Origin of the sequence: Streptomyces griseorubiginosus (genome assembly GCF_036345115.1) — a bacterium.
In the GTDB taxonomy this organism is placed as follows: domain Bacteria; phylum Actinomycetota; class Actinomycetes; order Streptomycetales; family Streptomycetaceae; genus Streptomyces; species Streptomyces griseorubiginosus_C.
The window spans coordinates 3,841,251-3,860,199 of the sequence record NZ_CP107766.1; the positions used below are offsets into that span (position 1 = coordinate 3,841,251).

Annotated in this window: 21 protein-coding genes and 3 tRNA genes; 7 read left to right on the forward strand and 17 right to left on the reverse strand. The window is 70.7% G+C overall.

All coding sequences use genetic code 11. The features are described from left to right. Positions 1-122 precede the first annotated feature (122 nt). Entirely contained in the window at positions 123-1,163 is a 1,041-nt protein-coding gene (locus tag OHN19_RS17180) for an adenosine deaminase (protein WP_330265021.1), read from the forward strand. On the opposite strand, the gene OHN19_RS17185 is transcribed toward OHN19_RS17180, so the two are convergent. The 9 genes from OHN19_RS17185 to OHN19_RS17225 form a co-directional block, all read right to left on the reverse strand. Next, positions 1,144-1,812, reverse strand: a complete 669-nt coding sequence (locus OHN19_RS17185) for a hypothetical protein (RefSeq protein ID WP_330265022.1) — start codon at positions 1,810-1,812, stop codon at positions 1,144-1,146. The genes OHN19_RS17180 and OHN19_RS17185 overlap by 20 nt on opposite strands. Positions 1,813-1,904: 92 nt before the next feature. Then, positions 1,905-2,960: a UDP-N-acetylmuramate dehydrogenase gene (locus tag OHN19_RS17190; protein WP_330265023.1), complete on the reverse strand. Its 1,056-nt coding sequence runs from the start codon at positions 2,958-2,960 to the stop codon at positions 1,905-1,907. A gap of 595 nt (positions 2,961-3,555) precedes the next feature. Continuing rightward, on the reverse strand, positions 3,556-5,013 hold the full coding sequence (locus OHN19_RS17195) for an MFS transporter (RefSeq protein WP_330265024.1): 1,458 nt from the start codon (positions 5,011-5,013) through the stop codon (positions 3,556-3,558). A 79-nt stretch (positions 5,014-5,092) separates the two neighbouring features. Further along, positions 5,093-5,662: a TetR/AcrR family transcriptional regulator gene (locus OHN19_RS17200; RefSeq protein ID WP_330265025.1), complete on the reverse strand. Its 570-nt coding sequence runs from the start codon at positions 5,660-5,662 to the stop codon at positions 5,093-5,095. Between the two features lie 112 nt (positions 5,663-5,774). Further along, positions 5,775-6,203 (reverse strand): MaoC family dehydratase, encoded by a 429-nt coding sequence (locus OHN19_RS17205; RefSeq protein WP_020135836.1) that lies wholly within the window; start codon positions 6,201-6,203, stop codon positions 5,775-5,777. Positions 6,204-6,211: 8 nt separating this feature from the next. Continuing rightward, positions 6,212-6,664: a MaoC family dehydratase N-terminal domain-containing protein gene (locus OHN19_RS17210; protein ID WP_330265026.1), complete on the reverse strand. Its 453-nt coding sequence runs from the start codon at positions 6,662-6,664 to the stop codon at positions 6,212-6,214. A 102-nt stretch (positions 6,665-6,766) separates the two neighbouring features. Then, on the reverse strand, positions 6,767-6,931 hold the full coding sequence (rpmG, locus tag OHN19_RS17215; RefSeq protein ID WP_003948671.1) for a 50S ribosomal protein L33: 165 nt from the start codon (positions 6,929-6,931) through the stop codon (positions 6,767-6,769). 89 nt (positions 6,932-7,020) lie between these two features. Beyond that, positions 7,021-7,093: transfer RNA gene (locus OHN19_RS17220), tRNA-Met, on the reverse strand. Between the two features lie 46 nt (positions 7,094-7,139). Next, a tRNA-Thr gene (locus OHN19_RS17225) sits at positions 7,140-7,212 on the reverse strand. A 262-nt stretch (positions 7,213-7,474) separates the two neighbouring features. Between OHN19_RS17225 and OHN19_RS17230 the strand changes: the two genes are divergently transcribed. From OHN19_RS17230 to OHN19_RS17240, 3 genes are all read left to right on the forward strand, one after another. After that, positions 7,475-8,746 carry an amidohydrolase family protein gene (locus OHN19_RS17230; protein WP_330265027.1) on the forward strand — a complete coding sequence of 424 codons (1,272 nt, stop codon included), beginning with the start codon at positions 7,475-7,477 and terminating at the stop codon, positions 8,744-8,746. A gap of 191 nt (positions 8,747-8,937) precedes the next feature. Beyond that, a complete protein-coding gene (locus OHN19_RS17235) occupies positions 8,938-9,594 on the forward strand; it encodes an NAD(P)H-binding protein (protein ID WP_330265028.1) in 657 nt (218 codons plus the stop codon). A 17-nt stretch (positions 9,595-9,611) separates the two neighbouring features. Further along, positions 9,612-9,977, forward strand: a complete 366-nt coding sequence (locus tag OHN19_RS17240; protein ID WP_330265029.1) for a nuclear transport factor 2 family protein — start codon at positions 9,612-9,614, stop codon at positions 9,975-9,977. Between the two features lie 149 nt (positions 9,978-10,126). On the opposite strand, the gene OHN19_RS17245 is transcribed toward OHN19_RS17240, so the two are convergent. Continuing rightward, positions 10,127-10,339 (reverse strand): hypothetical protein, encoded by a 213-nt coding sequence (locus OHN19_RS17245; RefSeq protein ID WP_330265030.1) that lies wholly within the window; start codon positions 10,337-10,339, stop codon positions 10,127-10,129. Between the two features lie 247 nt (positions 10,340-10,586). Between OHN19_RS17245 and OHN19_RS17250 the strand changes: the two genes are divergently transcribed. Beyond that, entirely contained in the window at positions 10,587-11,063 is a 477-nt protein-coding gene (locus OHN19_RS17250; RefSeq protein WP_330265031.1) for a hypothetical protein, read from the forward strand. A gap of 88 nt (positions 11,064-11,151) precedes the next feature. Here OHN19_RS17250 and OHN19_RS17255 read toward each other — a convergent pair. Next, positions 11,152-11,233: transfer RNA gene (locus OHN19_RS17255), tRNA-Tyr, on the reverse strand. A 234-nt stretch (positions 11,234-11,467) separates the two neighbouring features. Here OHN19_RS17255 and OHN19_RS17260 point away from each other — a divergent pair. Next, on the forward strand, positions 11,468-11,956 hold the full coding sequence (locus OHN19_RS17260; RefSeq protein WP_007384029.1) for a YajQ family cyclic di-GMP-binding protein: 489 nt from the start codon (positions 11,468-11,470) through the stop codon (positions 11,954-11,956). Between the two features lie 84 nt (positions 11,957-12,040). Here the strand turns inward: OHN19_RS17260 and OHN19_RS17265 are convergent, their stop codons facing one another. Next, positions 12,041-12,307, reverse strand: coding sequence for a GlsB/YeaQ/YmgE family stress response membrane protein (locus OHN19_RS17265; RefSeq protein ID WP_330265032.1), 267 nt, complete (start codon positions 12,305-12,307; stop codon positions 12,041-12,043). Between the two features lie 239 nt (positions 12,308-12,546). Here OHN19_RS17265 and OHN19_RS17270 point away from each other — a divergent pair, with 239 nt between their 5' ends. Continuing rightward, positions 12,547-13,803, forward strand: a complete 1,257-nt coding sequence (locus tag OHN19_RS17270; protein ID WP_330265033.1) for an APC family permease — start codon at positions 12,547-12,549, stop codon at positions 13,801-13,803. Positions 13,804-13,918: 115 nt separating this feature from the next. On the opposite strand, the gene OHN19_RS17275 is transcribed toward OHN19_RS17270, so the two are convergent. From OHN19_RS17275 to OHN19_RS17295, 5 genes are all read right to left on the reverse strand, one after another. Further along, entirely contained in the window at positions 13,919-14,488 is a 570-nt protein-coding gene (locus OHN19_RS17275; protein WP_330265034.1) for an SMI1/KNR4 family protein, read from the reverse strand. A 226-nt stretch (positions 14,489-14,714) separates the two neighbouring features. Further along, entirely contained in the window at positions 14,715-15,875 is a 1,161-nt protein-coding gene (locus tag OHN19_RS17280; RefSeq protein WP_330265035.1) for a barstar family protein, read from the reverse strand. Between the two features lie 16 nt (positions 15,876-15,891). Next, positions 15,892-16,284, reverse strand: a complete 393-nt coding sequence (locus tag OHN19_RS17285; RefSeq protein WP_330265036.1) for a YccF domain-containing protein — start codon at positions 16,282-16,284, stop codon at positions 15,892-15,894. After that, positions 16,281-17,144 (reverse strand): zinc metalloprotease HtpX, encoded by an 864-nt coding sequence (gene htpX, locus OHN19_RS17290; protein WP_330265037.1) that lies wholly within the window; start codon positions 17,142-17,144, stop codon positions 16,281-16,283. Before htpX ends, OHN19_RS17285 begins: the two co-directional genes overlap by 4 nt. A gap of 269 nt (positions 17,145-17,413) precedes the next feature. After that, complete coding sequence (locus OHN19_RS17295) at positions 17,414-18,916, reverse strand: NADH-quinone oxidoreductase subunit N (protein ID WP_330269638.1); 1,503 nt, start codon at positions 18,914-18,916, stop codon at positions 17,414-17,416. Between the last annotated feature and the right edge of the window lie 33 nt (positions 18,917-18,949).

Below are 18,949 nucleotides of genomic sequence, written 5' to 3' on the forward strand. Positions count from 1 at the left end.
GGTCGCCGTACCGGAAGCACCGGAAGCACCCCCTCACGTGAGGGGGTGCTTTTTTGTGCGAGCAAGACCACTAAAGGGGAAAGTGGTACCGGGACGGCAGTGGCGTACGGCAGGATCCTGGGATGGAGCGTGTACGTGATGTCTCTGAGCTGCCGAAAGCCCATCTGCACCTGCACTTCACCGGCTCGATGCGCCCGGGGACGGTTCTGGAACTGGCCGACAAGTACGGGGTACGACTGCCCGAGGCGCTGGTCGACGCGCTGACCAGCGGGGAGCCGCCGAGGCTGCGGGCCACGGACGAGCGGGGCTGGTTCCGGTTCCAGCGGCTGTACGACGCCGCCCGCTCGTGTCTCAGGGAGCCCGAGGACATCCGGCGGCTGGTGCGGGAGGCCGCGGAGGAGGACGTGCGCGACGGGTCCGGGTGGCTGGAGATCCAGGTCGACCCGACGTCGTACGCGCCCCGGCTCGGCGGGCTGATCCCGGCGCTGGAGATCATCCTGGACGCGGTGGAGACGACCTCGCGTGAGACCGGGCTAGGGATGCGGGTGCTGGTGGCCGCGAACCGGATGAAGCACCCGCTGGACGCGCGCACGCTGGCCCGGCTAGCGGTGCGGTACGCGGACAAGGGCGTGGTCGGCTTCGGCCTCTCGAACGACGAACGCCGGGGCATGGCGCGGGACTTCGACCGGGCGTTCCACATCGCGCGCGAGGGCGGGCTGCTGTCCGCGCCGCACGGCGGCGAGCTGGCCGGACCGTCGTCGGTACGGGACTGTCTCGACGACCTGGACGCGAACCGGATCGGGCACGGGGTCCGCGCGGCCGACGACCCGCGGCTGCTGAAGCGGCTGGCGGACCGTCAGGTGACGTGCGAGGTGTGCCCGGCGTCGAACGTGGCCCTCGGGGTCTACGAGAAGCCGGAGGACGTGCCGCTGCGCAAGCTGTTCGAAGCCGGGGTGCCGATGGCGCTGGGCGCGGACGACCCGCTCCTCTTCGGGGCCCGGCTGGCCGCGCAGTACGAGATCGCCCGGCAGTATCACGGCTTCACGGACGCGGAACTCGCGGAGCTGGCCCGGCAGTCGGTACGGGCTTCGGCGGCGCCGGAGGACGTGAAGGCCAAGCTGCTGTCGGGGGTGGACGACTGGCTCAGTCACCCGGCCGCTTGAAGTGGGCGTAGGGCGGATAGGGCTTGAACGAGACGAGGACCTCGTAGGGGTGCCCGCCACCCCGGCCATCCTTCAGCCAGATTCCGGTCATCAGGGCCGAGTGGCCTTCGGCGACACGCGTCTGGCGCGGTCCCCAGCCCGCCGCGTACGCGAAGGCCACGGCCGTCTCGGCGAAGGTGTCCCGGCTGCCGAAGAGGAAGAAGGTACGCGCGTGCGTGGCGTGCCGCAGTTCGTCCCGGTGGTCGGCGCGCGTTCGTCGTCGTAGGAGAGCGTTCGCGTCTCTCCGGGTACGTGCCTCGTCCGTGCGTACGGTCACGGGAGCGCCGGCCTTGAGCGCGCGCCGCAGCTCGGGCCACTTGCTGGGGCGCAGCCCGTACGAGTGGTGCGCGAGGACCAGGTCGACGCGCTCGCCCCAGCCCTCGTCCGGCGGGACCCCGTCCCGCAGCGGGACGTGGACGACGGTGTGGCGTGAGTAGGCGGCGAAGGAGAACAGGCCCGCGAGCCGGTTCAGTCCGTCGTGGTCGCCGAGGAGCAGGCCGATCGGTTCCGGGGCGGTCAGCGAGGTGTGGCGCAGGGTGTGGCGGGGCTGGACGACCCGGTGTTCACGGGGGCCGGTGCGGGGTCTGAACTCGGTGAGGTTCAGCCGCATGCGGGGGTCCTGGGCGTCATGCGTCCAGGGTGGTCGTCGGGGGCGGCTACCGACAACCCGGTTTCCGCCTCGCCCTTCCCCTTCCCCTTCCCTTACAGGCTGACGCCCACCGTCACGGGCTCGTTGACCAGGGTGATCCCGAAGGTGTCCCGTACGCCTGCCACGACCTCGCGGGCCAGGGCGAGGAGGTCCTCGGTGGTGGCGTCGCCCCGGTTGGTGAGGGCAAGGGTGTGCTTCGTGGAGATGCGGGCGGGGCCGGTGCCGTAGCCCTTGGTGAAGCCGGCCTTGTCGATCAGCCAGGCCGCGGAGGTCTTGGTGTGGCCGTCGCCCGCGGGGAAGGCGGGGGGTTCGGCGTCCTCGCCGAGGTGCTGCTTCACGCGCGCGTGGAACTCGGTGAACTGGGCGTCCGTGAGGATCGGGTTGGTGAAGAAGGAGCCGGCCGACCAGGTGTCGTGGTCGTCGGGGTCCAGGACCATGCCCTTGCCCGCGCGCAGCTTCAGCACGGTCTCGCGGGCCTGGGCGAGGGGGACGCGGTCGCCGGGTTCGACGCCGAGGGTGCGGGCGGTCTCGGCGTACTTGACGGGCGCGGAGAGGCCGCCTGCGTCTTCCAGCTCGAAGTGGACGCGGAGGACGACGTAGCGGGTGGGGTCCTGCTTGAAGCGGCTGTGGCGGTAGGAGAAGGCGCACTCGTCGTTGCTGAGGGTGACGGTTTCGCCGGTGTGACGGTCGTAGGCGATGACCTCGGTGATGGTGGAGGACACTTCCTGGCCGTAGGCGCCGACGTTCTGGATGGGGGTCGCGCCGGCGGAGCCCGGGATGCCGGCGAGGCACTCGATACCGGCGAGTCCGGCGTCGACGGCGCGTGCGACGGCGTCGGTCCATACTTCGCCGGCGGCGAGTTCGAGGTGGGTGCCGGTGAGGTGCAGGCCCTTGGTGGCGACGACGAGTGCGGTGCCCTCGAATCCCTTGTCCCCGATGACGAGGTTGGACCCACCGCCGATGACGAGGAGGGGGGTGCGGGTGCGGTCGGCCTCGCGGACGACGTCGATCACCTCGGCGTCGGTCGTCGCGGTGACGAGGCGGGTGGCGGGGCCGCCCAGGCGGAAGGTGGTGAGGGGGGCGAGGGGGGCGTCGTGTCGTTCCTGCACGCGGTACAGGGTACGGGGGTGGGTGGGTGCGGGTCGGTGGGGGCGGGCGTTTTGCGCAGTTCCCCGCGCCCCTGAGGGGCCTGCGGCGGCCTCTCGCTGTCCGGTGGGGGCGTGCGTAGCGCATCCGGTCCGGTGGGTGGGTCGGTGCCGGGGTGGGGGGTATCCGTCCTCGGTCCGGCGGCTCGGTCCCTTGAGCAGTCGCCCGGTTCCGGACGCCGGCCGCTGCGGGCGGACACCCCCCACCCCGTCCCCTTCACGCCGTCGGCGGCGAACAGCCGGTGGGGGCGGACGCGGGCGGCCAACGGTCCGTGGGGGCGGACGCGGGCGGCTAACGGTCCCATCGTGGCGCAGGCCAACTGCAACCCCCTAGGGGCGCGGGGAACTGCGCGACCAGCCACAACGGACCCGCAAGCCGCCTGACGACAGAACCCGGCACCCCCGTAGGCGCCCGGCCCAAGCCCAGCGCAGCGGGGGCGCGGGGAACTGCGCGACAAGCCACAACGCACCAGCACCCGCCCTGCAACAGAACCCGGCACCCCCATAGGCACCCGAAACGGCCCCGCCCTCCCCCGGACGGGACCGTCGACCCACAAGATCAACCTGCCACGACCTCCAGCTCCCGAGCCCCCTCGGAAGCCCCCCGCACCCCGTCCCCCTCAACCCGCTTCCGCGAAGGAATCAGCAGAGCCGCAACCCCGGCCACAGCCACCACCCCCGCTCCAGTGACCAGCGCCGGCTGCAAGCCGTCCACGAAGGACTGTCCGCTCTCGTAACCACCCTGCGCGGCGAAGATCGACGCCATTACGGCGATCCCCAGCGCCCCACCAACCTCCCGCAGCGCATTGTTCGCCCCGGAGGCAATGCCCTGCTCCGACGGCCGCACGCTCGACATGACCAGGTTGGACGCGGGCGCGAAGAACAGGGCCATGCCGATGCCGCTGAGGATCAGGCCCGGAAGCTGCGAGCCGTACGACGCGTCGACGGTGACCACGGACGCCATGTACGCGAGACCCGCCGCCTGGAAGAAGAGTCCCGTGGCGACGACCGGACGCCCGCCTACGCGGTCGGAGAGGATCCCGGCGATCGGCGCGACGAGCATCGGCATGCCGGTCCACGGCAGCATCCGCAGCCCCGCCTCGGTGGGCGAGTAGCCGAGGACGCCCTGCATGTACTGGCTGAGCAGGAAGATCGAGCCGAACATGCCGAGGAACATGAGAAGGCTGGCCGCGTTGATGCCGGAGAAGGCCCGGGAGCGGAACAGCCGCATGGGGAGCATGGGGTTCTTGGCCCGCGTGCTGCAGAGGACGAAGGCCGCGAGCAGCGCGCCGCCCGCGAACAGGGCCAGCAGGACCAGCGAGTCGGTCCAGCCGTCGGACGGGCCGCGGACCAGGCCGTAGACGACACCGAAGAGACCACCGCTGGCGAGCAGCGTGCCGGGGATGTCGAGGCGCGCGCCCGTGCCGTGGGACTCGGCGAGGCGGAGGCGGGCGAGGGGCAGCAGGGCGACGCCGAGCGGGACGTTCAGCCAGAAGATCCACTGCCAGGAGATGTGCTCGGTGAGGCTTCCGCCGATCAGCGGCCCGGAGGCGACCGCGAGTCCGTTGACGGCGCCCCAGATGCCGTACGCCATTCCACGCCTCGCGGCGGGGACGGCCGCGGTGAGGAGGGTGAGCGTGAGGGGCATCATGATCGCCGCGCCGACGCCCTGGACCGCGCGGGCGGCGATGAGGGAGTCGATGCCGGGGGCCAGTGCCGCGGCGGCCGAGGCGCCGGTGAAGATCGTGAGGCCGGTCAGGAAGAGCCGGCGGCGGCCGAAGCGGTCGCCGAGTGCCGCGCCGGTCATCAGCAGGACGGCGAAGGTGAGCGTGTAGGCGCTGACGGTCCATTCGAGGTCGTGCAGCGCTCCGCCGAGGTCCTCGCGGATGGAGGGCAGGGCGGTGGTGACGACGAGGTTGTCGAGGGCCGCCATGAATCCGGCGACGCTGGTGATGACGAGGGCCCAGAGGGCTCCCCCGCGGCGTACGGGCGGTGTGGCTTGCGCTTGCTGTGGCATCGCTCCCCCAGCGTTTGATTAGTTATTGATTACTAAGTTTCTCGATCATGAAAAGGCGCCGGTGACGCCTTGCCGGTACTCAGTGCTCCAGTCGGCCCTTGACCCTGGCTGACGGGTAGAGGCCTTCCCAGACCCGGTGCTGGGGCGGGAAGCCCATCGCCACCAGGCAGTTGATGAGCATTCCGTACGCCAGGAAGGTCGTCGTCTCGCCGATGTCGGCGCCGAGCGGCAGGTGGACGGTGTCCCACAGCCGCATCCAGCCGGCCCGCACCGCCTCGCCGAACTCGTGGTCGCCCTCCTGCTCGGCGGCGCCGACCGCGGCGTACATCTGCATCTGCATCGTCAGCAGCTCGGGCCGCACCGCGATGACCTTGGTGTACGCGTCCGCCATGGCATGCAGGGCCTCTTCGCCCTCCAGCCCTTCGGAGGCCTCCCGGAAGATACGGATGGTGTCCTCCACGCAGGCCTCCGCAGCTGCGAGGAAGATCGCCTTCTTGCCCGGGAAGAGCCGGAAGAGATACGGCTGCGACACCCCGACCCGCTTGGCGATGGCCTCGGTCGACGTCCCGTAGTAGCCGCCGCGGGCGAACTCGGTCGTCGCCGCGCGGATGACGCTCTCGCGCCGCTCCTCTGCACTCATCCTGGCCATGCGAGTAAGTTAGTACTCAATCACTAACTTCGCAAGGGGGCGGATCGCCGGAGGATGTAAGGGGCGCCCCACCATGGAGGACACCCCTTACATCGGCACCTATAGACGGTCATCAGGCCAGTCGTACGACCGCTCGCGACATGCCCAGGACCTTCTGCCCGGCGCTGGTCGCCGTGAGGTCGACGCGGACCGTGTTGTCGTCGAGCTTGGCGGCGACCTTGGCGCTGACCTCGATCGTGGCGCCCTGGTCGTCGTTCGGGACGACGACGGGCTTGGTGAAGCGGACGCCGTACTCGACGACCGCGCCCGGGTCGCCGGTCCAGTCGGTCACCACGCGGATCGCCTCGGCCATGGTGAACATGCCGTGCGCGATGACGTCCGGGAGGCCCACCTCCTTGGCGAACTTCTCGTTCCAGTGGATGGGGTTGAAGTCCCCGGAGGCGCCCGCGTACTGGACGAGGGTGGCGCGGGTCACGGGAAAGGTCTGGGCGGGCAGCTCGGTGCCGACCTCGACGTCGCCGTATGCGATCTTCGCCGTCATGTTCTTCGTCACGCCCCCTCGGCCGCGCGGGCGACCAGCTTGGTCCAGGCGGTCACGACGTGCTCGCCGGCCTCGTCGTGGACCTCACCGCGGATGTCCAGGATGTCGTTGCCGGCCAGGGACTTGATGGCCTCGATGGTGGAAGTGACCGTCAGCCGGTCGCCGGCGCGCACGGGGCGGACGTAGGCGAACTTCTGGTCGCCGTGCACCACACGGCTGTAGTCCAGGCCGAGCTGCGGGTCCTGGACCACCTGCCCGGCCGCCCTGAAGGTGATGGAGAAGACGAAGGTCGGCGGGGCGATCACATCGGGGTGGCCGAGCGCCTTGGCCGCTTCCGGGTCCGTGTACGCGGGGTTGGTGTCTCCCACCGCCTCGGCGAACTCACGGATCTTCTCCCGGCCCACCTCATAGGGGTCGGTGGGCGGGTAGCTCCGCCCCACGAAGGACTGGTCGAGCGCCATGGGCTCGGCACCTCCTGGTTGCTCTACTGGCCGGTACGGGGTCCCTCAACGACGCGAGGCCGCCCCCGATCTCTCGGGGACGGCCTCGTGTACGAGCCTGATTTATCGCGTTTCGCGGTGCGCGGTGTGCGCGTTGCAACGCGGGCAGTGCTTCTTCATCTCCAGTCGGTCCGGGTTGTTACGCCGGTTCTTCTTGGTGATGTAGTTCCGCTCCTTGCACTCCACGCAGGCCAGCGTGATCTTCGGGCGGACGTCGGTGGCAGCCACGTGAGTGCTCCTTGACGAACGGATGGGATGGTTTAACGCATAGAAGAGTAGCCGATCGAAGGACCGACCCCGCAATCGGCTACTGTCAGTAGCGGTGACCGGACTTGAACCGGTGACACAGCGATTATGAGCCGCTTGCTCTACCGACTGAGCTACACCGCTACGATGCGATCCGCTCCCGCCTCGCGACGGGAACCTCACACACCAGAGCCCCAATACGGAATCGAACCGTAGACCTTCTCCTTACCATGGAGACGCTCTGCCGACTGAGCTATTGGGGCGAGCGATGAAGACATTACACGGTCCGCAGCCGTTCACCCAAATCCGTTTCGTGGCGCCCCGGGTGCCTTGATCCACGGCCTTCCCGAAGCCCTCAGGAGCCTCTCCCGTACGGCGGACCACACCGGTACGACTATTGCGCTCCTCCCTGTGACGGCGGCGCGGCCACCCTAGGCTCGACTCACTCTGCGTGATCTTGCGTCCCTTGCGCGGTTCCGGCGGCTCGGCGGCTCCGGGCAGCGCAGCCCGAGCCCCTGGAGCGCGATGCCCGACAGCCAGCCGCAGCCGCACCACTCCTCGTCGTCCTGGTCGGGTGCCTCGTCCTCGGGCGGCCCGGACGGGGCCGGCCTCCTGTTGTGCGGGGCGCGGCTCACCGACGGCCGGACCGTGGACGTACGGCTGGGCGGCGGGCGCATCGAGGCGGTCGGTACGGCCGGAAGCCTGGCCGTGGGCGGTCCACGCGCGCGTGGAGCACGCGTGGACCTCGCCGGCTACCTCTTGCTGCCGGCCCCGGCCGAGCCGCACGCCCACGCCGACACCGCGCTGTCGGCCGACGTCGAGGGACCGCTCTCCTACGACCCCCACGACGTCCAGCGCCGGGCCACCGAGGCCGCACTCCTCCAGCTCGGGCACGGCGCGACCGCGCTCAGGGCACACGTGCGCGTGGGGGACGTCCAGGGTCTCGGCGCGCTGGCCGCCGTACTCCAGGCACGGCGTTCGCTGCGCGGGCTCACCGAGCTGACGGCGGTGGCGATGCCGCGGGTGCTGACCGGGGCGGCCGGGGCCGAGGGGCTCGCGATACTGCGGGACGCGCTGAAGATGGGCGCCTCGGTGGTGGGCGGCTGCCCGGACCTCGACCCCGATCCGACGGGCTACGCGGAGGCGGTCCTGGAGGTGGCCTCGGAGTACGGCTGCCCCGTGGACCTGCACACCGACGCCGCCGACCCGGCCCGCCTCGCCCGCCTCGCCGCGATGGCCGGCGGACTGCGCCCCGGTGTGACCCTCGGCCCCTGCGCGGGCCTCGACCGGCTGCCCGCCGAGGTGGTGTCCCGGACCGCAGACCAGCTCGCGGCGGCCGGGGTGGCGGTGGTGTGCCTGCCGCAGGGCGGCTGCGGGGGCGTCGACGGGCGGGACACGGCTCCGGTACGGCTGCTGCGCGCGGCGGGGGTCCGGGTGGCGGCCGGGAGCGGTGCGCTGCGGGACGTCTCGAATCCGGTGGGGCGCGGTGACCCCCTGGAGGCCGCGTATCTGCTCGCCTCCCGGTACGGCCTGCGGCCCGAGGACGCCTACGACACGGTGAGCGGCTCCGCGCGAGCCGTCCTCGGACTCCCCGAGGTACGCGTGGAGGCGGGCTTCCCGGCCGAACTGCTCGCGGTGCGCGGCGACCGCCTGGCCGGCGCGCTCTCCCTGGCGTACAGCCGGATCGTGGTGCACGGGGGGCGCGTGGTGGCACGGACCAGCGCGGTACGGGAGTACTGCAACTCCGCGAGCTCGGAGTTGGGGTTGCCTCGGCAGGGGCGGGGGGAGGTTTCTTAGGGGCGGAGCAGGTGTCTTGGGTGCGGGGGCGCGGCGCGGCGGCTGGGTGCTGGAGGGGCGGGGGTGTGTGCCGGGGCGGTTGTTTGAGGGGCCGGGGTGGTGCATGACCGGTTGGCCGCAGTGGTCCGGAGCGGGCCGTTGCCGCCGGACGGCGCAGGCGGATGCGGCTGTTGGGGCGTACGGTCGAAGGCATGCGCATTGTCATCGCTGGTGGACATGGTCAGATCGCGCTGCGGCTGGAGCGGCTGCTCGCCGCGCGCGGGGACGAGGTCGCGGGGATCATCCGCCGCGCGGAACAGGGCGACGACCTTCGGGACGCCGGCGCCGAACCGGTCGTGCTGGACCTGGAGTCGGCCTCGGTCGAGGAGGTCGCGGACTGTCTGCGGGGCGCCGACGCGGCGGTCTTCGCGGCGGGAGCGGGCCCGGGCAGCGGTGCGGCCCGCAAGGACACGGTGGACAAGGCGGCGGCGGTGCTGTTCGCGGACGCGGCGGTCCGGGCGGGCGTACGGCGCTATGTGATCGTCTCGTCCATGGGAGCGGACCCGGGGCACGAGGGCGACGGCATCTTCGACGTGTACCTGCGCGCCAAGGGCGAGGCGGACGCCTATGTGAGCGGCCTGGACGCCCTGGACTGCACGGTGCTGCGTCCCGGCGCGCTCACGGACGACGCCGGCACCGGCCTGGTACGGCTGGAGGCGCACACCGGGCGGGGTCCTGTCCCGCGCGACGACGTGGCCGCCGTACTCGCGGAGTTGCTGGACACGCCCGCGACCGCCGGGCTGACGCTGGAGCTGATCAGTGGTTCCACGCCGGTGTCGGTGGCGGTCAAGTCGGTGGCGGGCAACTGAGAGTGGCCGCGGAGGGCGTGCCGGCCGCGCGGGAGGCACTGCTGCGGCGGATGTACGAGGTCTTCGCGACGGACGAGCGGGACACGTTCCTGCCGCACTGCCTGGCCCCCGACGTGGACTGGCCGAACATGCTGGACGGTGGCCGGCTGCACGGCCGTGAGGCGGTACGGGCGTACTGGGCACGGCAGTTCGCGACGGGCACTCCCCTCGTACGACTGGAGGGGCTCGGACCGGGCGGATCCGCCGAGGTGACGGTGGCGACCGTACGGCTCGGGGTGCGGGAGCCGTCGGGCGAACGGTGGGCCGGGGAGACGATCGAGCACGTGTACTGGTTCGGGGCGGACGGGTTGGTGGGGCGGATGGAGGTGCGGGCGGGGGCGTAGGGCCTTGGGCTCGCTGGGGCATGGGGCCAGGGGGGCATGGAGCCATGGGCATGGGCATGGGACCTGGAGCCGGGCGGGGAGCGTAGGCCGCCCGGCGCGTGGGGTCGTAGGTCGCCCGGCCGGACAGGGGTCGTAGGTCGCCCGGCAGGTCAGAAGAGCGGGAGCTGGCCGGGGACGGTCGGGACCGTGTACCCGTCCAACGACGGCTGTGCCGCTCCGAGTTCCGCCTGTCTGCGGGATCCCGGGCAGGAGACCAGCTGACCTCGTTCGCGCGCTCCGGGCGGATCGTGCCGGGCGAAGCGACCGGCGACGACCGCGATCTCGCGACGGCATTCGGGGCAGAGCCTGCGACGACTGGACATGCGGTCAGTGTGCCCCGGACGGGCGGGAATCGTGCGTCTTGGAGGGTGGCTGGCGGGCTGATCGGAGTGACAGCGCCCGGCACCGTCGCCCGCCCCCTCCCCCTTCCTCACCCCCAATAGGCCGCTCTCGAAGGGGTATTCGGAAACGACAGCGGTATCCGTCGATTCCGAGGAGGTACGTGTCGTGCGCTCCTTAAAGCGCTGGCTCGACCGCAGTCTGACCGCACAAGCGGTCTTGATCTTCGTTATGTGCGTGGGTGTCACAGCTCTGATCCGCTGGGACCGGGACCCTGTCCTGTGGGTGATCCGAGGGGCGCTCTACACGGTCGTCGCGGTGGCGTTCATCGCCGTACAGCGCCGCAGGGCCCGCAACGCGGCAGGCACCGACTCACGCGGACTCGCCGAACTCGGCCGCGGGATCCGGCATCGCGAGGTGCCGGACGATCCCGAGAAACGGGCGGCCATGCGAAGGCTGGTGGACGACCAGCTGGAGCGCCTCGAACGCGGTGCCCGCTGGCTGCCGTACTGGCTGGGTTTCATGGGCCTGATCGCGGCCGCGGTGCTCGCCCTCGGCGTGGCCACCGGTTCCGTGCTCTTCCCGCTCGTCTTCGCACTCGGCACGGCCGGTTTCTGCTGCTGGATCCTGTGGATGCGCCGCCGCACCATGGAGCGCCTCCACTACATGCGCTCGGCCCTGCGCGAAGAACACGAACACGTGTCCTGACCCACCGCCCCGACCCATCTCCCAGGACATGAAGAGACCCCCTCCGCCCTGCGTTTCCGCAGTTCAGAGGGGGTCTCTTTTCTCAGCGTGGCGGCGCCAGGATTCGAACCTGGGAAGGCTGAGCCGGCAGATTTACAGTCTGCTCCCTTTGGCCGCTCGGGCACACCGCCGGGGTTGCTGCCCTTCGAACCGTCTTTCGGCGGTGCTCCGTGGCAACGACGTAAACAATACCCGATGCCCAGGGGTGCTTCGCCACCTGATTGATCTGCGCCCGCGGGGCGTGGGGTGACTAGGCTTGGGCGGATGCGGCCCGGGTCCACGCCGGGCTCGGCGCCCGCCCCCACGTACGCCGATACGCATCCGTACATACGCCGAACGCACCCCGATACAAGGAGCCACAGGACATGGCCGACTCCAGTTTCGACATCGTCTCGAAGGTCGAGCGGCAGGAGGTCGACAACGCCCTCAACCAGGCCGCCAAGGAGATCTCCCAGCGCTACGACTTCAAGGGCGTGGGTGCCTCGATCTCGTGGTCCGGCGACAAGATCCTGATGGAGGCGAACTCCGAGGACCGGGTCAATGCCGTCCTCGACGTCTTCCAGTCCAAGCTGATCAAGCGCGGGATCTCGCTGAAGGCGCTCGACGCGGGCGAGCCGCAGCTCTCCGGCAAGGAGTACAAGATCTTCGCGTCGATCGAGGAGGGCATCTCCCAGGACAACGCGAAGAAGGTCGCGAAGATCATCCGTGACGAGGGTCCGAAGGGCGTGAAGGCCCAGGTGCAGGGCGACGAGCTGCGGGTCAGCTCGAAGAGCCGCGACGACCTTCAGTCCGTCATCGCCCTGCTGAAGGGCAAGGACTTCGACTTCGCGATCCAGTTCGTGAACTACCGGTGAGCCGCTGATCCACGGCTTCACGAGGAAGGGTGGGCACCTGGCCGGTGCCCACCCTTCTCGCCTGCTGGCTGCGGTTCGGGGATGTCAGTCGCGCGAGTTGCCGAACAGGAGACGGTAGGCGATCAGGAGCACGAGCGAACCGCCGATCGCGGCTGCCCAGGTGGCCCCGTCGTAGAAGCTCTTGCTGATCGGATGGTCCAGCCAACGGGCCGATATCCAGCCGCCGATGAACGCGCCCGCGACGCCGATGAGGGTCGTCCCGATGAAGCCGCCCGGGTCGCGGCCCGGCAGCAGGAACTTGGCGATGGCTCCGGCCAACAGCCCGAGGATGATCCAGCCGATGATGCTCATGCCCTGAACCTGCCCTTCCGCGCTGTGCCCGCACTGTCCGGGGGCTGTGATCTTCGTCCCGGCCTGCTGTGCGGTCCTCGTGCGCATGGGTCGTACGGCGTACTCGTGCGGCCTGCCGGCATACCCGGGCCCGGGCGGCCCGCGATGCGGTGTTCGTCGAGCGGGTGTTCGCGTCCTGTTGCCTTAGAGGACGTCAGGGCCGCACTCCGCGGTTGCAGCCGATCAGTAGGGTGCCGCTCATGACTCATTCCGGTGCCGAGCTGCGGCGCACGCTGGGAGTGGCCGACGCCGTCGTCATCGGGCTCGGTTCGATGATCGGTGCGGGGATCTTCGCCGCCCTGGGTCCGGCCGCACACGCCGCCGGGTCCGGGCTGCTGCTCGGACTCGCCATCGCCGCCGTGGTCGCCTACTGCAACGCCACGTCCTCGGCCCGGCTGGCCGCCCTGTACCCGGCCTCCGGTGGCACGTACGTGTACGGGCGCGAGCGGCTCGGTCCGTTCTGGGGTTATCTCGCGGGCTGGTCGTTCGTGGTCGGGAAGACGGCCTCCTGTGCGGCGATGGCTTTGACGGTGGGTGCGTACGTCTGGCCGGGGCAGGCCCATGCCGTGGCCGTCGCGGCCGTGGTGGCGCTGACCGCGGTGAACTACGGCGGCATCCAGAAGTCCGCCTGGCTGACCCGGGCGATCGTGGCCGTGGTCCTCGCTGTCCTCGCTTCCGTCGTGGTCGTGTGTCTGGGGTCGGGCGCGTCCGACGCCGGGCGGCTGGACGTGGGGCCTTCCGGCGGCCTGGGCGGGGTGTTGCAGGCGGCGGGTCTGCTGTTCTTCGCGTTCGCGGGGTACGCCCGCATCGCGACCCTCGGTGAGGAGGTACGGGATCCCGCGCGCACCATCCCCCGCGCGATCCCCCTGGCCCTGGGCATCACGCTGGTCGTGTACGCGGCGGTCGCGGTGGCTGTCCTTTCCGTGCTGGGTGCCGATGCTCTGGGGCGTGCGGACGCGCCGCTGGCCGAGGCGGTGCGGGCGGCCGGAGTGCCAGGCCTCGTGCCGGTGGTGCGGGTCGGCGCCGCTGTGGCCGCGCTCGGCTCGCTGCTCGCCCTGATCCTGGGCGTCTCACGGACGACGCTGGCCATGGCCCGGGACGGGCATCTGCCCCGCGTGCTGGCCGCCGTCCACCCCCGTTTCCAGGTACCGCACCGGGCCGAGGCTGCCGTGGGCGCGGTGGTCGCGGTCCTCGCCGCCACGGTGGACGTGCGGGGCGCGATCGGGTTCTCCTCCTTCGGTGTGCTGGCGTACTACGCGGTGGCCAACGCGTCCACCTGGACGTTGCGTTCGGGACCGGCGGCGCGGGCGGTGCCGGTGGTGGGTCTGCTCGGGTGCGGGGTGCTGGCGTTCGCACTGCCGGCGGTTTCGGTGGTCGTGGGGGCGGGAGTGCTGGGGGTCGGGGCGGTGGCGTACGGCGTACGGAAGGGCGTACGCGCGCGGGGGCGCGGTAGGTGAAGCGGCGAGTTGTGGTGCGGGTCAGTGCGCCGGGCAGGTCAGTTGCGGTGGTCTTCGCGGCCCGCGGCTGAGCCGCCGAGATACGTACACGCCGCCCCTTGCGGGGACCGCTGCGTCAGAACGCCTGGACCGACCGGGCCGCACGTATTCGGAACTCCCCCCACGGGGCCATCTCCAGCTCCTCGTTCATCTCCTCGTACCAGCCCGTGCCGTCGACCCACGCTCGCAGCCAGTCGGCGAGGGTGACGCTGTCCACGAACCAGGAATGGTCACAGTCACCGCCATTGGGCTCGAACAGCAGGACGGTGGCTCCCGGGCTGTGGCAGTCGACGCACGCGTACATCGCGCAGCCCCAGTGCGATATCGGCAGGACGCCTTCGGGCCAGGGCCAGTCGGGGTCCTTGCGGCCGCTCTTTCGGTTGGCGAGGTACTGCACGACGGCTGCGGGCTCGCCGGCCGGAGGGCTGTCGAGCAGGGGCAACAGGCCGTACTCCGGGCCGAATCCGCCGTCTCCTATGTGCAGGTAGAGGTCTGCGAGCAGTGGGGGCAGGCGGAAGCCCAGTGCGGCCTCGGCGCGGGTGAGGGTGGCCGCGTCCACCGGCTCGGGGAGGGAAGTCCAGCCCCATGGCCGGGTGCTGCGGGCCTTGTCCGCCACCCGTGCCAGCAACTGCTCGCTCTCGGTCATGCATTCATGATGCAGGGCGGCACTGACAGTCGGGCAGGCCTGTGGACAACCATCGGCCTGTGGATAACCTCGGGCGGCTTCGGCTTCGGCCTCGTCTTCGGCGTCGGCCTCGTCTCCGGCTCCGGCTCCGGCTTGCGGCTCCGGCTTGCGGCTCTGGCTCTGGCTCCGGCTCCGGCTTGCGGCTTCGGCTCAACCACAGTCGGCCTCAGCTCGACCGCGGCTCAGCTCAGGCGAGGCGGACGTCGACCCGATCGCGCTCGGAGAGGAAGGCTAGGAGCTCCTCGAACGCGGGCGGTCGGCGGACGGCGTGCGGGGTGACGCCCAGACAGCGGCGGGCGACTTCGGAGTCGTGCCAGACCAGGGTGAAGGGCGGGGCCGCACCCCAGTGGCCTCGCAGACAGTCGTTCAGGGCGTCCAGGCCCCAGCCGAAGTAACCACCAGGGCCGTTGACCGTCTCGCCGAGGGCGCAGAAGAAGCCAGGCAGGTCAGTGATGTGACGGCCGTCGAGGTGGTAGGTGGTGCTCGGCGGCCGGTCCGGGCGGCCGTGCTCATGGTTGTCGAGAGCCGTCCTCAGCCAGAAACGGCGGCCTTCGGTGTCGCATCGCGCCCAGCGGTTGGGGGTGGCGGGTCGGCCCTCGTCCCACTGCTCCCACACTTCCGGTGCCGCGAGCGGCGGCCGCTCCGACCACAGGTCGAGGGTGAGGTCGACCGTGCCGGGGCCGCGAGCGGAGGGGATCCAGGCACGCAACTCGCCCTCGGCGGCGGCTTGCACAGGCCGCCCGGCGGAGTCGACGCGCAGGAGCTTCGCGTGGCCGAGGTCTTCCTCCCCGGAGTCCAACGCGGCCTTCAGGGCACCCCGCGGCGTGCAGCCGAGCAGACGTGCCGGGGGTTCCATGGGGTCGTCCGCCGGCTCGTGCGTCCGGGCCAGGGCGCGGCACGTACCGTACGGTGCGCCTTCCGGGCCCGCCAGCCGGTAGCCCGGGGACATGGGCGGGCACGTGGGGTCGTCGTACGGGGTGTTGTCGGGCTCGGTGCCCTCGATCGTGACATCCCGGAGGGTCAGGTCGCGGTTGGAGGGACGGTCGCCGAGCACCCGGACGTCTTCCAGGTACCACTCGCCGACCGCCGCGCCGGTCCTGTCCAGGATCTCCAGGGTCAGCTCGCCGAGGGGTGCTGAGCCCGTGGCACGCGCGTGTGCGAGGGCCTGCCGAAGGGCGCCCTCGGGAGCACAGCCCAGGAGTTCGTACGTCTCCCGGGCCGGAGGCGGCGGGTCGGCGAAGAGGTCGGTGACGTCCTCGCACAGGGCCCAGGTCTCCTCGTAGCCCTCCTCGCCCTCGAACTCGGCCTCGCGGTCGTACGACAGCAGGACGTACTTCGGTGCCCCCACTCCCCCGGCCCGCCCGTCAGCGGGTCGCGAACGGCTCGTCCGAAGGGACGATCTCGCGGCCCAATGGGAACAGGGACACGGGGATCAGCTTGAAGTTGGCGATGCCGAACGGGATTCCGATGATCGTCAGGCAGAGGACGAGGCCGGTGGCGATGTGGCCCAGGGCCAGCCACCACCCGGCGAGGACCAGCCACAGGACGTTGCCCACGCAGGAGGGGGCGCCCGCGTCCCGGCGCTCGATCGTGGTGTACCCGAAGGGCCACAGGGCGTAGACGCCGATGCGGAAGGCGGCTATCCCGAACGGGATGCCGATGATCGTGATGCAGAGCAGCACGCCCGCGGCCAGGTATGCGAGGAACAGCCAGAAGCCGCTCAGGACGAGCCAAATGACGTTCAGGATGGTTTTCACTGGGGGCGACCTGCCATCTTCTCGAGCCGGGCGATGCGCTCCGCCATCGGCGGGTGCGTCGAGAACATCTTGGACAGTCCCTGGCCAGGGCGGAACGGGTTCGCGATCATCATGTGGCTCGCGGTCTCGATGCGCGGCTCCGGGGGCAACGGCAGCTGCTTGGTGCCCATTTCGAGCTTGCGCAGGGCGCTGGCGAGCGCGAGGGGGTCGCCGGTGAGCTGGGCGCCCGACGCGTCCGCCTCGTACTCCCTGGAGCGGCTGATGGCCATCTGGATCAGGCTGGCCGCCAGCGGTCCGAGGAGCATGATCAGCAGCATGCCGAGGAGGCCCGGGCCGTCATCGTCGTCGGAACGGCCGATCGGGATCAGCCAGGCGAAGTTGACCAGGAACATGATCACGGAGGCGAGGGCGCCGGCGACCGACGAGATCAGGATGTCTCGGTTGTAGACATGGCTGAGCTCATGGCCGATGACACCGCGCAGTTCGCGCTCGTCCAGCATGCGCAGGATGCCGTCGGTGCAGCACACGGCGGCGTTGCGCGGGTTGCGGCCGGTCGCGAAGGCGTTGGGTGCCTCGGTCGGTGAGATGTACAGGCGCGGCATGGGCTGGCGGGCCTGGGTGGAGAGCTCGCGGACCATGCGGTACAGGGCCGGCGCCTCGAACTCGCTCACCGGGCGGGCGCGCATCGCGCGTAGAGCCAGCTTGTCGCTGTTCCAGTACGCGTACGCGTTGGTGCCCAGCGCGATCAGGACGGCCACGACCAGCCCCATGCGGCCGAAGAAGCTGCCGATGAGGATGATGAGTGCGGACAGTCCCCCGAGGAGGACTGCGGTCCTGAGCCCGTTGTGCCGGCGGTGCACGGTACGCCCTCCAAGTGGTGCAGCAGGGGAACCCTTTGCTTGCTGGTCTCCGATGTCTTCCGAGCCACCGGTCCGTGATGTCACGTCCAGTGGACCCTCCCGTTCTGCTCAACGCCAGACGAGGGCCACGAGTTCCCTGGTGGGCGCGGAGGCCCAGGTGGGCCGTCCGGGTGACGGCTCAGGTCGCCGGTGCGGGCTCGGACACGGGAGGAACGACAGCCGGCTTCAGAAGGGCTGATTCAGAAGAGTGGACTGCAGGAGGGCCGGCTTCAGAAGAGGCCCGTGTCGGTGAAGCGCAGCACCAACTGAGGTGCGCCGGAGAGGGCGAGGCCGAGGACGCCGGTCAGGGCGAGCGCTGCGGTCAAAGGGGCGGGCACGCGGTGGGCGGTGGGCTCGCCCTCGGGGGCCCGGAACAGCAGGGTCGTCCACTGCAGGTAGTAGAACAGCGCGATCACGACGTTGACGGCCATGACCACGGCGAGCCAGCCCAGTCCCGCGTCGACGGCCGCAGAGAAGACGGTGACCTTGGCGAACAGGCCGATGATGCCCGGTGGCAGGCCGGCCAGGCAGAGCAGGAAGAACGCCAGGAGGAGGGCCGCGATCGGGTTGGTCGCGTAGAGGCCGCGGTAGTCGGTGATGCGGTTCGAGGTCCTCGTACGGCCCACCAGTGCGGCCACCGCGAAGGCACCGAGGTTCACGGCGGCGTACATGAGGGCGTAGGCGACGGTGGAGCCCACTGACCGTTCGGCATCGTCGGAGTACGCGGCCGCGGCGATCGGGACGAGGAGGTAGCCGGCCTGGCCGACCGAGGACCAGGCGAGCAGTCGTACGGCGCTGTACGCGCGTGTGGCCTCCTGTCGGAGGGCTCCGAGGTTGCCGACGGTCATGGTGAGGGCGGCCAGCGCGGCGAGCGCCGGGCCCCAGACGTCGGCGTAGGAGGGCAGGGCGACGACGGTGATGAGGATCAGCCCGGAGAAACCCACCGCCTTGCCGACGACCGACAAGTAGGCGGCGATCGGGAGGGGCGCGCCCACATAGGTGTCGGGCACCCAGAAGTGGAAGGGCACCGCGGCCGTTTTGAAGGCGAAGCCGACGAGGGTGAGGACGACGCCGGTCTGGGCGAGGGTGTGGAGCTGTCCGTCGACGTGCTGGATGCGGTCGGCGACCTGGGTGAGGTACAGGGTGCCCGTGGAGGCGTACACGAAGCTGATGCCCATAAGGCTGACCGCGGTCGCGGTGACCGAGGACAGGAAGAACTTCAGGGCCGCTTCTGAGGACTTCCTGTCTCCGTGCCGGATGCCGACGAGCGCGAAGGCGGGCAGGGAGGCGACCTCCAGGGCGACGATCAGGGTCGCCAGGTCGCGGGAGGCGGGCAGGAGGGCGGCGCCGGCCGCGGAGGAGAGCAGCAGGAACCAGTACTCGCCTTCAGGGAGTTTTTTGTCGGCGTCCTTGAGGATGGTGACGGACAGGAGGGCCGCCAGGAGGGCGCCGCCCAGCACGAGGAACTGGATGACGAGCGTGAAGCGGTCCGCCGTATAGCTGCACACGCGTGTGTCGCCGGTCAGGCAGAAGGTGCTGCGGTCGCCGTCCAGGAGGGGCAGCAACAGGAGTGCGGAGGCGGCGAGGCCCGCGACCGACAGCCAGCCGAGCAGGGCCTTCTTCTGGTCGCCGACGAACAGGTCTGCGACCAGGACGACGAGTCCGACGACCGCCGCGATGGTGGGTGGCGCGATGGCGAGCCAGTCGACGGACTGGACGAGGTTCGCAGCCATCGTGGTCGGCGGCACGGCCGTAGAGGCCAGTGG

Excerpts from the sequence above, each read along its gene's own strand:
- OHN19_RS17275 (WP_330265034.1), bottom strand. The coding sequence starts at position 14,488 with ATGACCGAGAGCGAGCAGTTGCTGGCACGGGTGGCGGACAAGGCCCGC.
- OHN19_RS17250 (WP_330265031.1), top strand. The coding sequence starts at position 10,587 with ATGTGCGTGGGTGTCACAGCTCTGATCCGCTGGGACCGGGACCCTGTC.
- OHN19_RS17200 (WP_330265025.1), bottom strand. The coding sequence starts at position 5,662 with ATGGCCAGGATGAGTGCAGAGGAGCGGCGCGAGAGCGTCATCCGCGCG.
- OHN19_RS17205 (WP_020135836.1), bottom strand. The coding sequence starts at position 6,203 with ATGACGGCGAAGATCGCATACGGCGACGTCGAGGTCGGCACCGAGCTG.
- OHN19_RS17230 (WP_330265027.1), top strand. The coding sequence starts at position 7,475 with ATGCCCGACAGCCAGCCGCAGCCGCACCACTCCTCGTCGTCCTGGTCG.
- OHN19_RS17265 (WP_330265032.1), bottom strand. The coding sequence starts at position 12,307 with ATGAGCATCATCGGCTGGATCATCCTCGGGCTGTTGGCCGGAGCCATC.
- OHN19_RS17235 (WP_330265028.1), top strand. The coding sequence starts at position 8,938 with ATGCGCATTGTCATCGCTGGTGGACATGGTCAGATCGCGCTGCGGCTG.
- OHN19_RS17210 (WP_330265026.1), bottom strand. The coding sequence starts at position 6,664 with ATGGCGCTCGACCAGTCCTTCGTGGGGCGGAGCTACCCGCCCACCGAC.
- OHN19_RS17245 (WP_330265030.1), bottom strand. The coding sequence starts at position 10,339 with ATGTCCAGTCGTCGCAGGCTCTGCCCCGAATGCCGTCGCGAGATCGCG.
- OHN19_RS17295 (WP_330269638.1), bottom strand. The coding sequence starts at position 18,916 with ATGGCTGCGAACCTCGTCCAGTCCGTCGACTGGCTCGCCATCGCGCCA.
- OHN19_RS17185 (WP_330265022.1), bottom strand. The coding sequence starts at position 1,812 with ATGCGGCTGAACCTCACCGAGTTCAGACCCCGCACCGGCCCCCGTGAA.
- OHN19_RS17195 (WP_330265024.1), bottom strand. The coding sequence starts at position 5,013 with ATGCCACAGCAAGCGCAAGCCACACCGCCCGTACGCCGCGGGGGAGCC.
- OHN19_RS17270 (WP_330265033.1), top strand. The coding sequence starts at position 12,547 with ATGACTCATTCCGGTGCCGAGCTGCGGCGCACGCTGGGAGTGGCCGAC.
- OHN19_RS17260 (WP_007384029.1), top strand. The coding sequence starts at position 11,468 with ATGGCCGACTCCAGTTTCGACATCGTCTCGAAGGTCGAGCGGCAGGAG.
- OHN19_RS17180 (WP_330265021.1), top strand. The coding sequence starts at position 123 with ATGGAGCGTGTACGTGATGTCTCTGAGCTGCCGAAAGCCCATCTGCAC.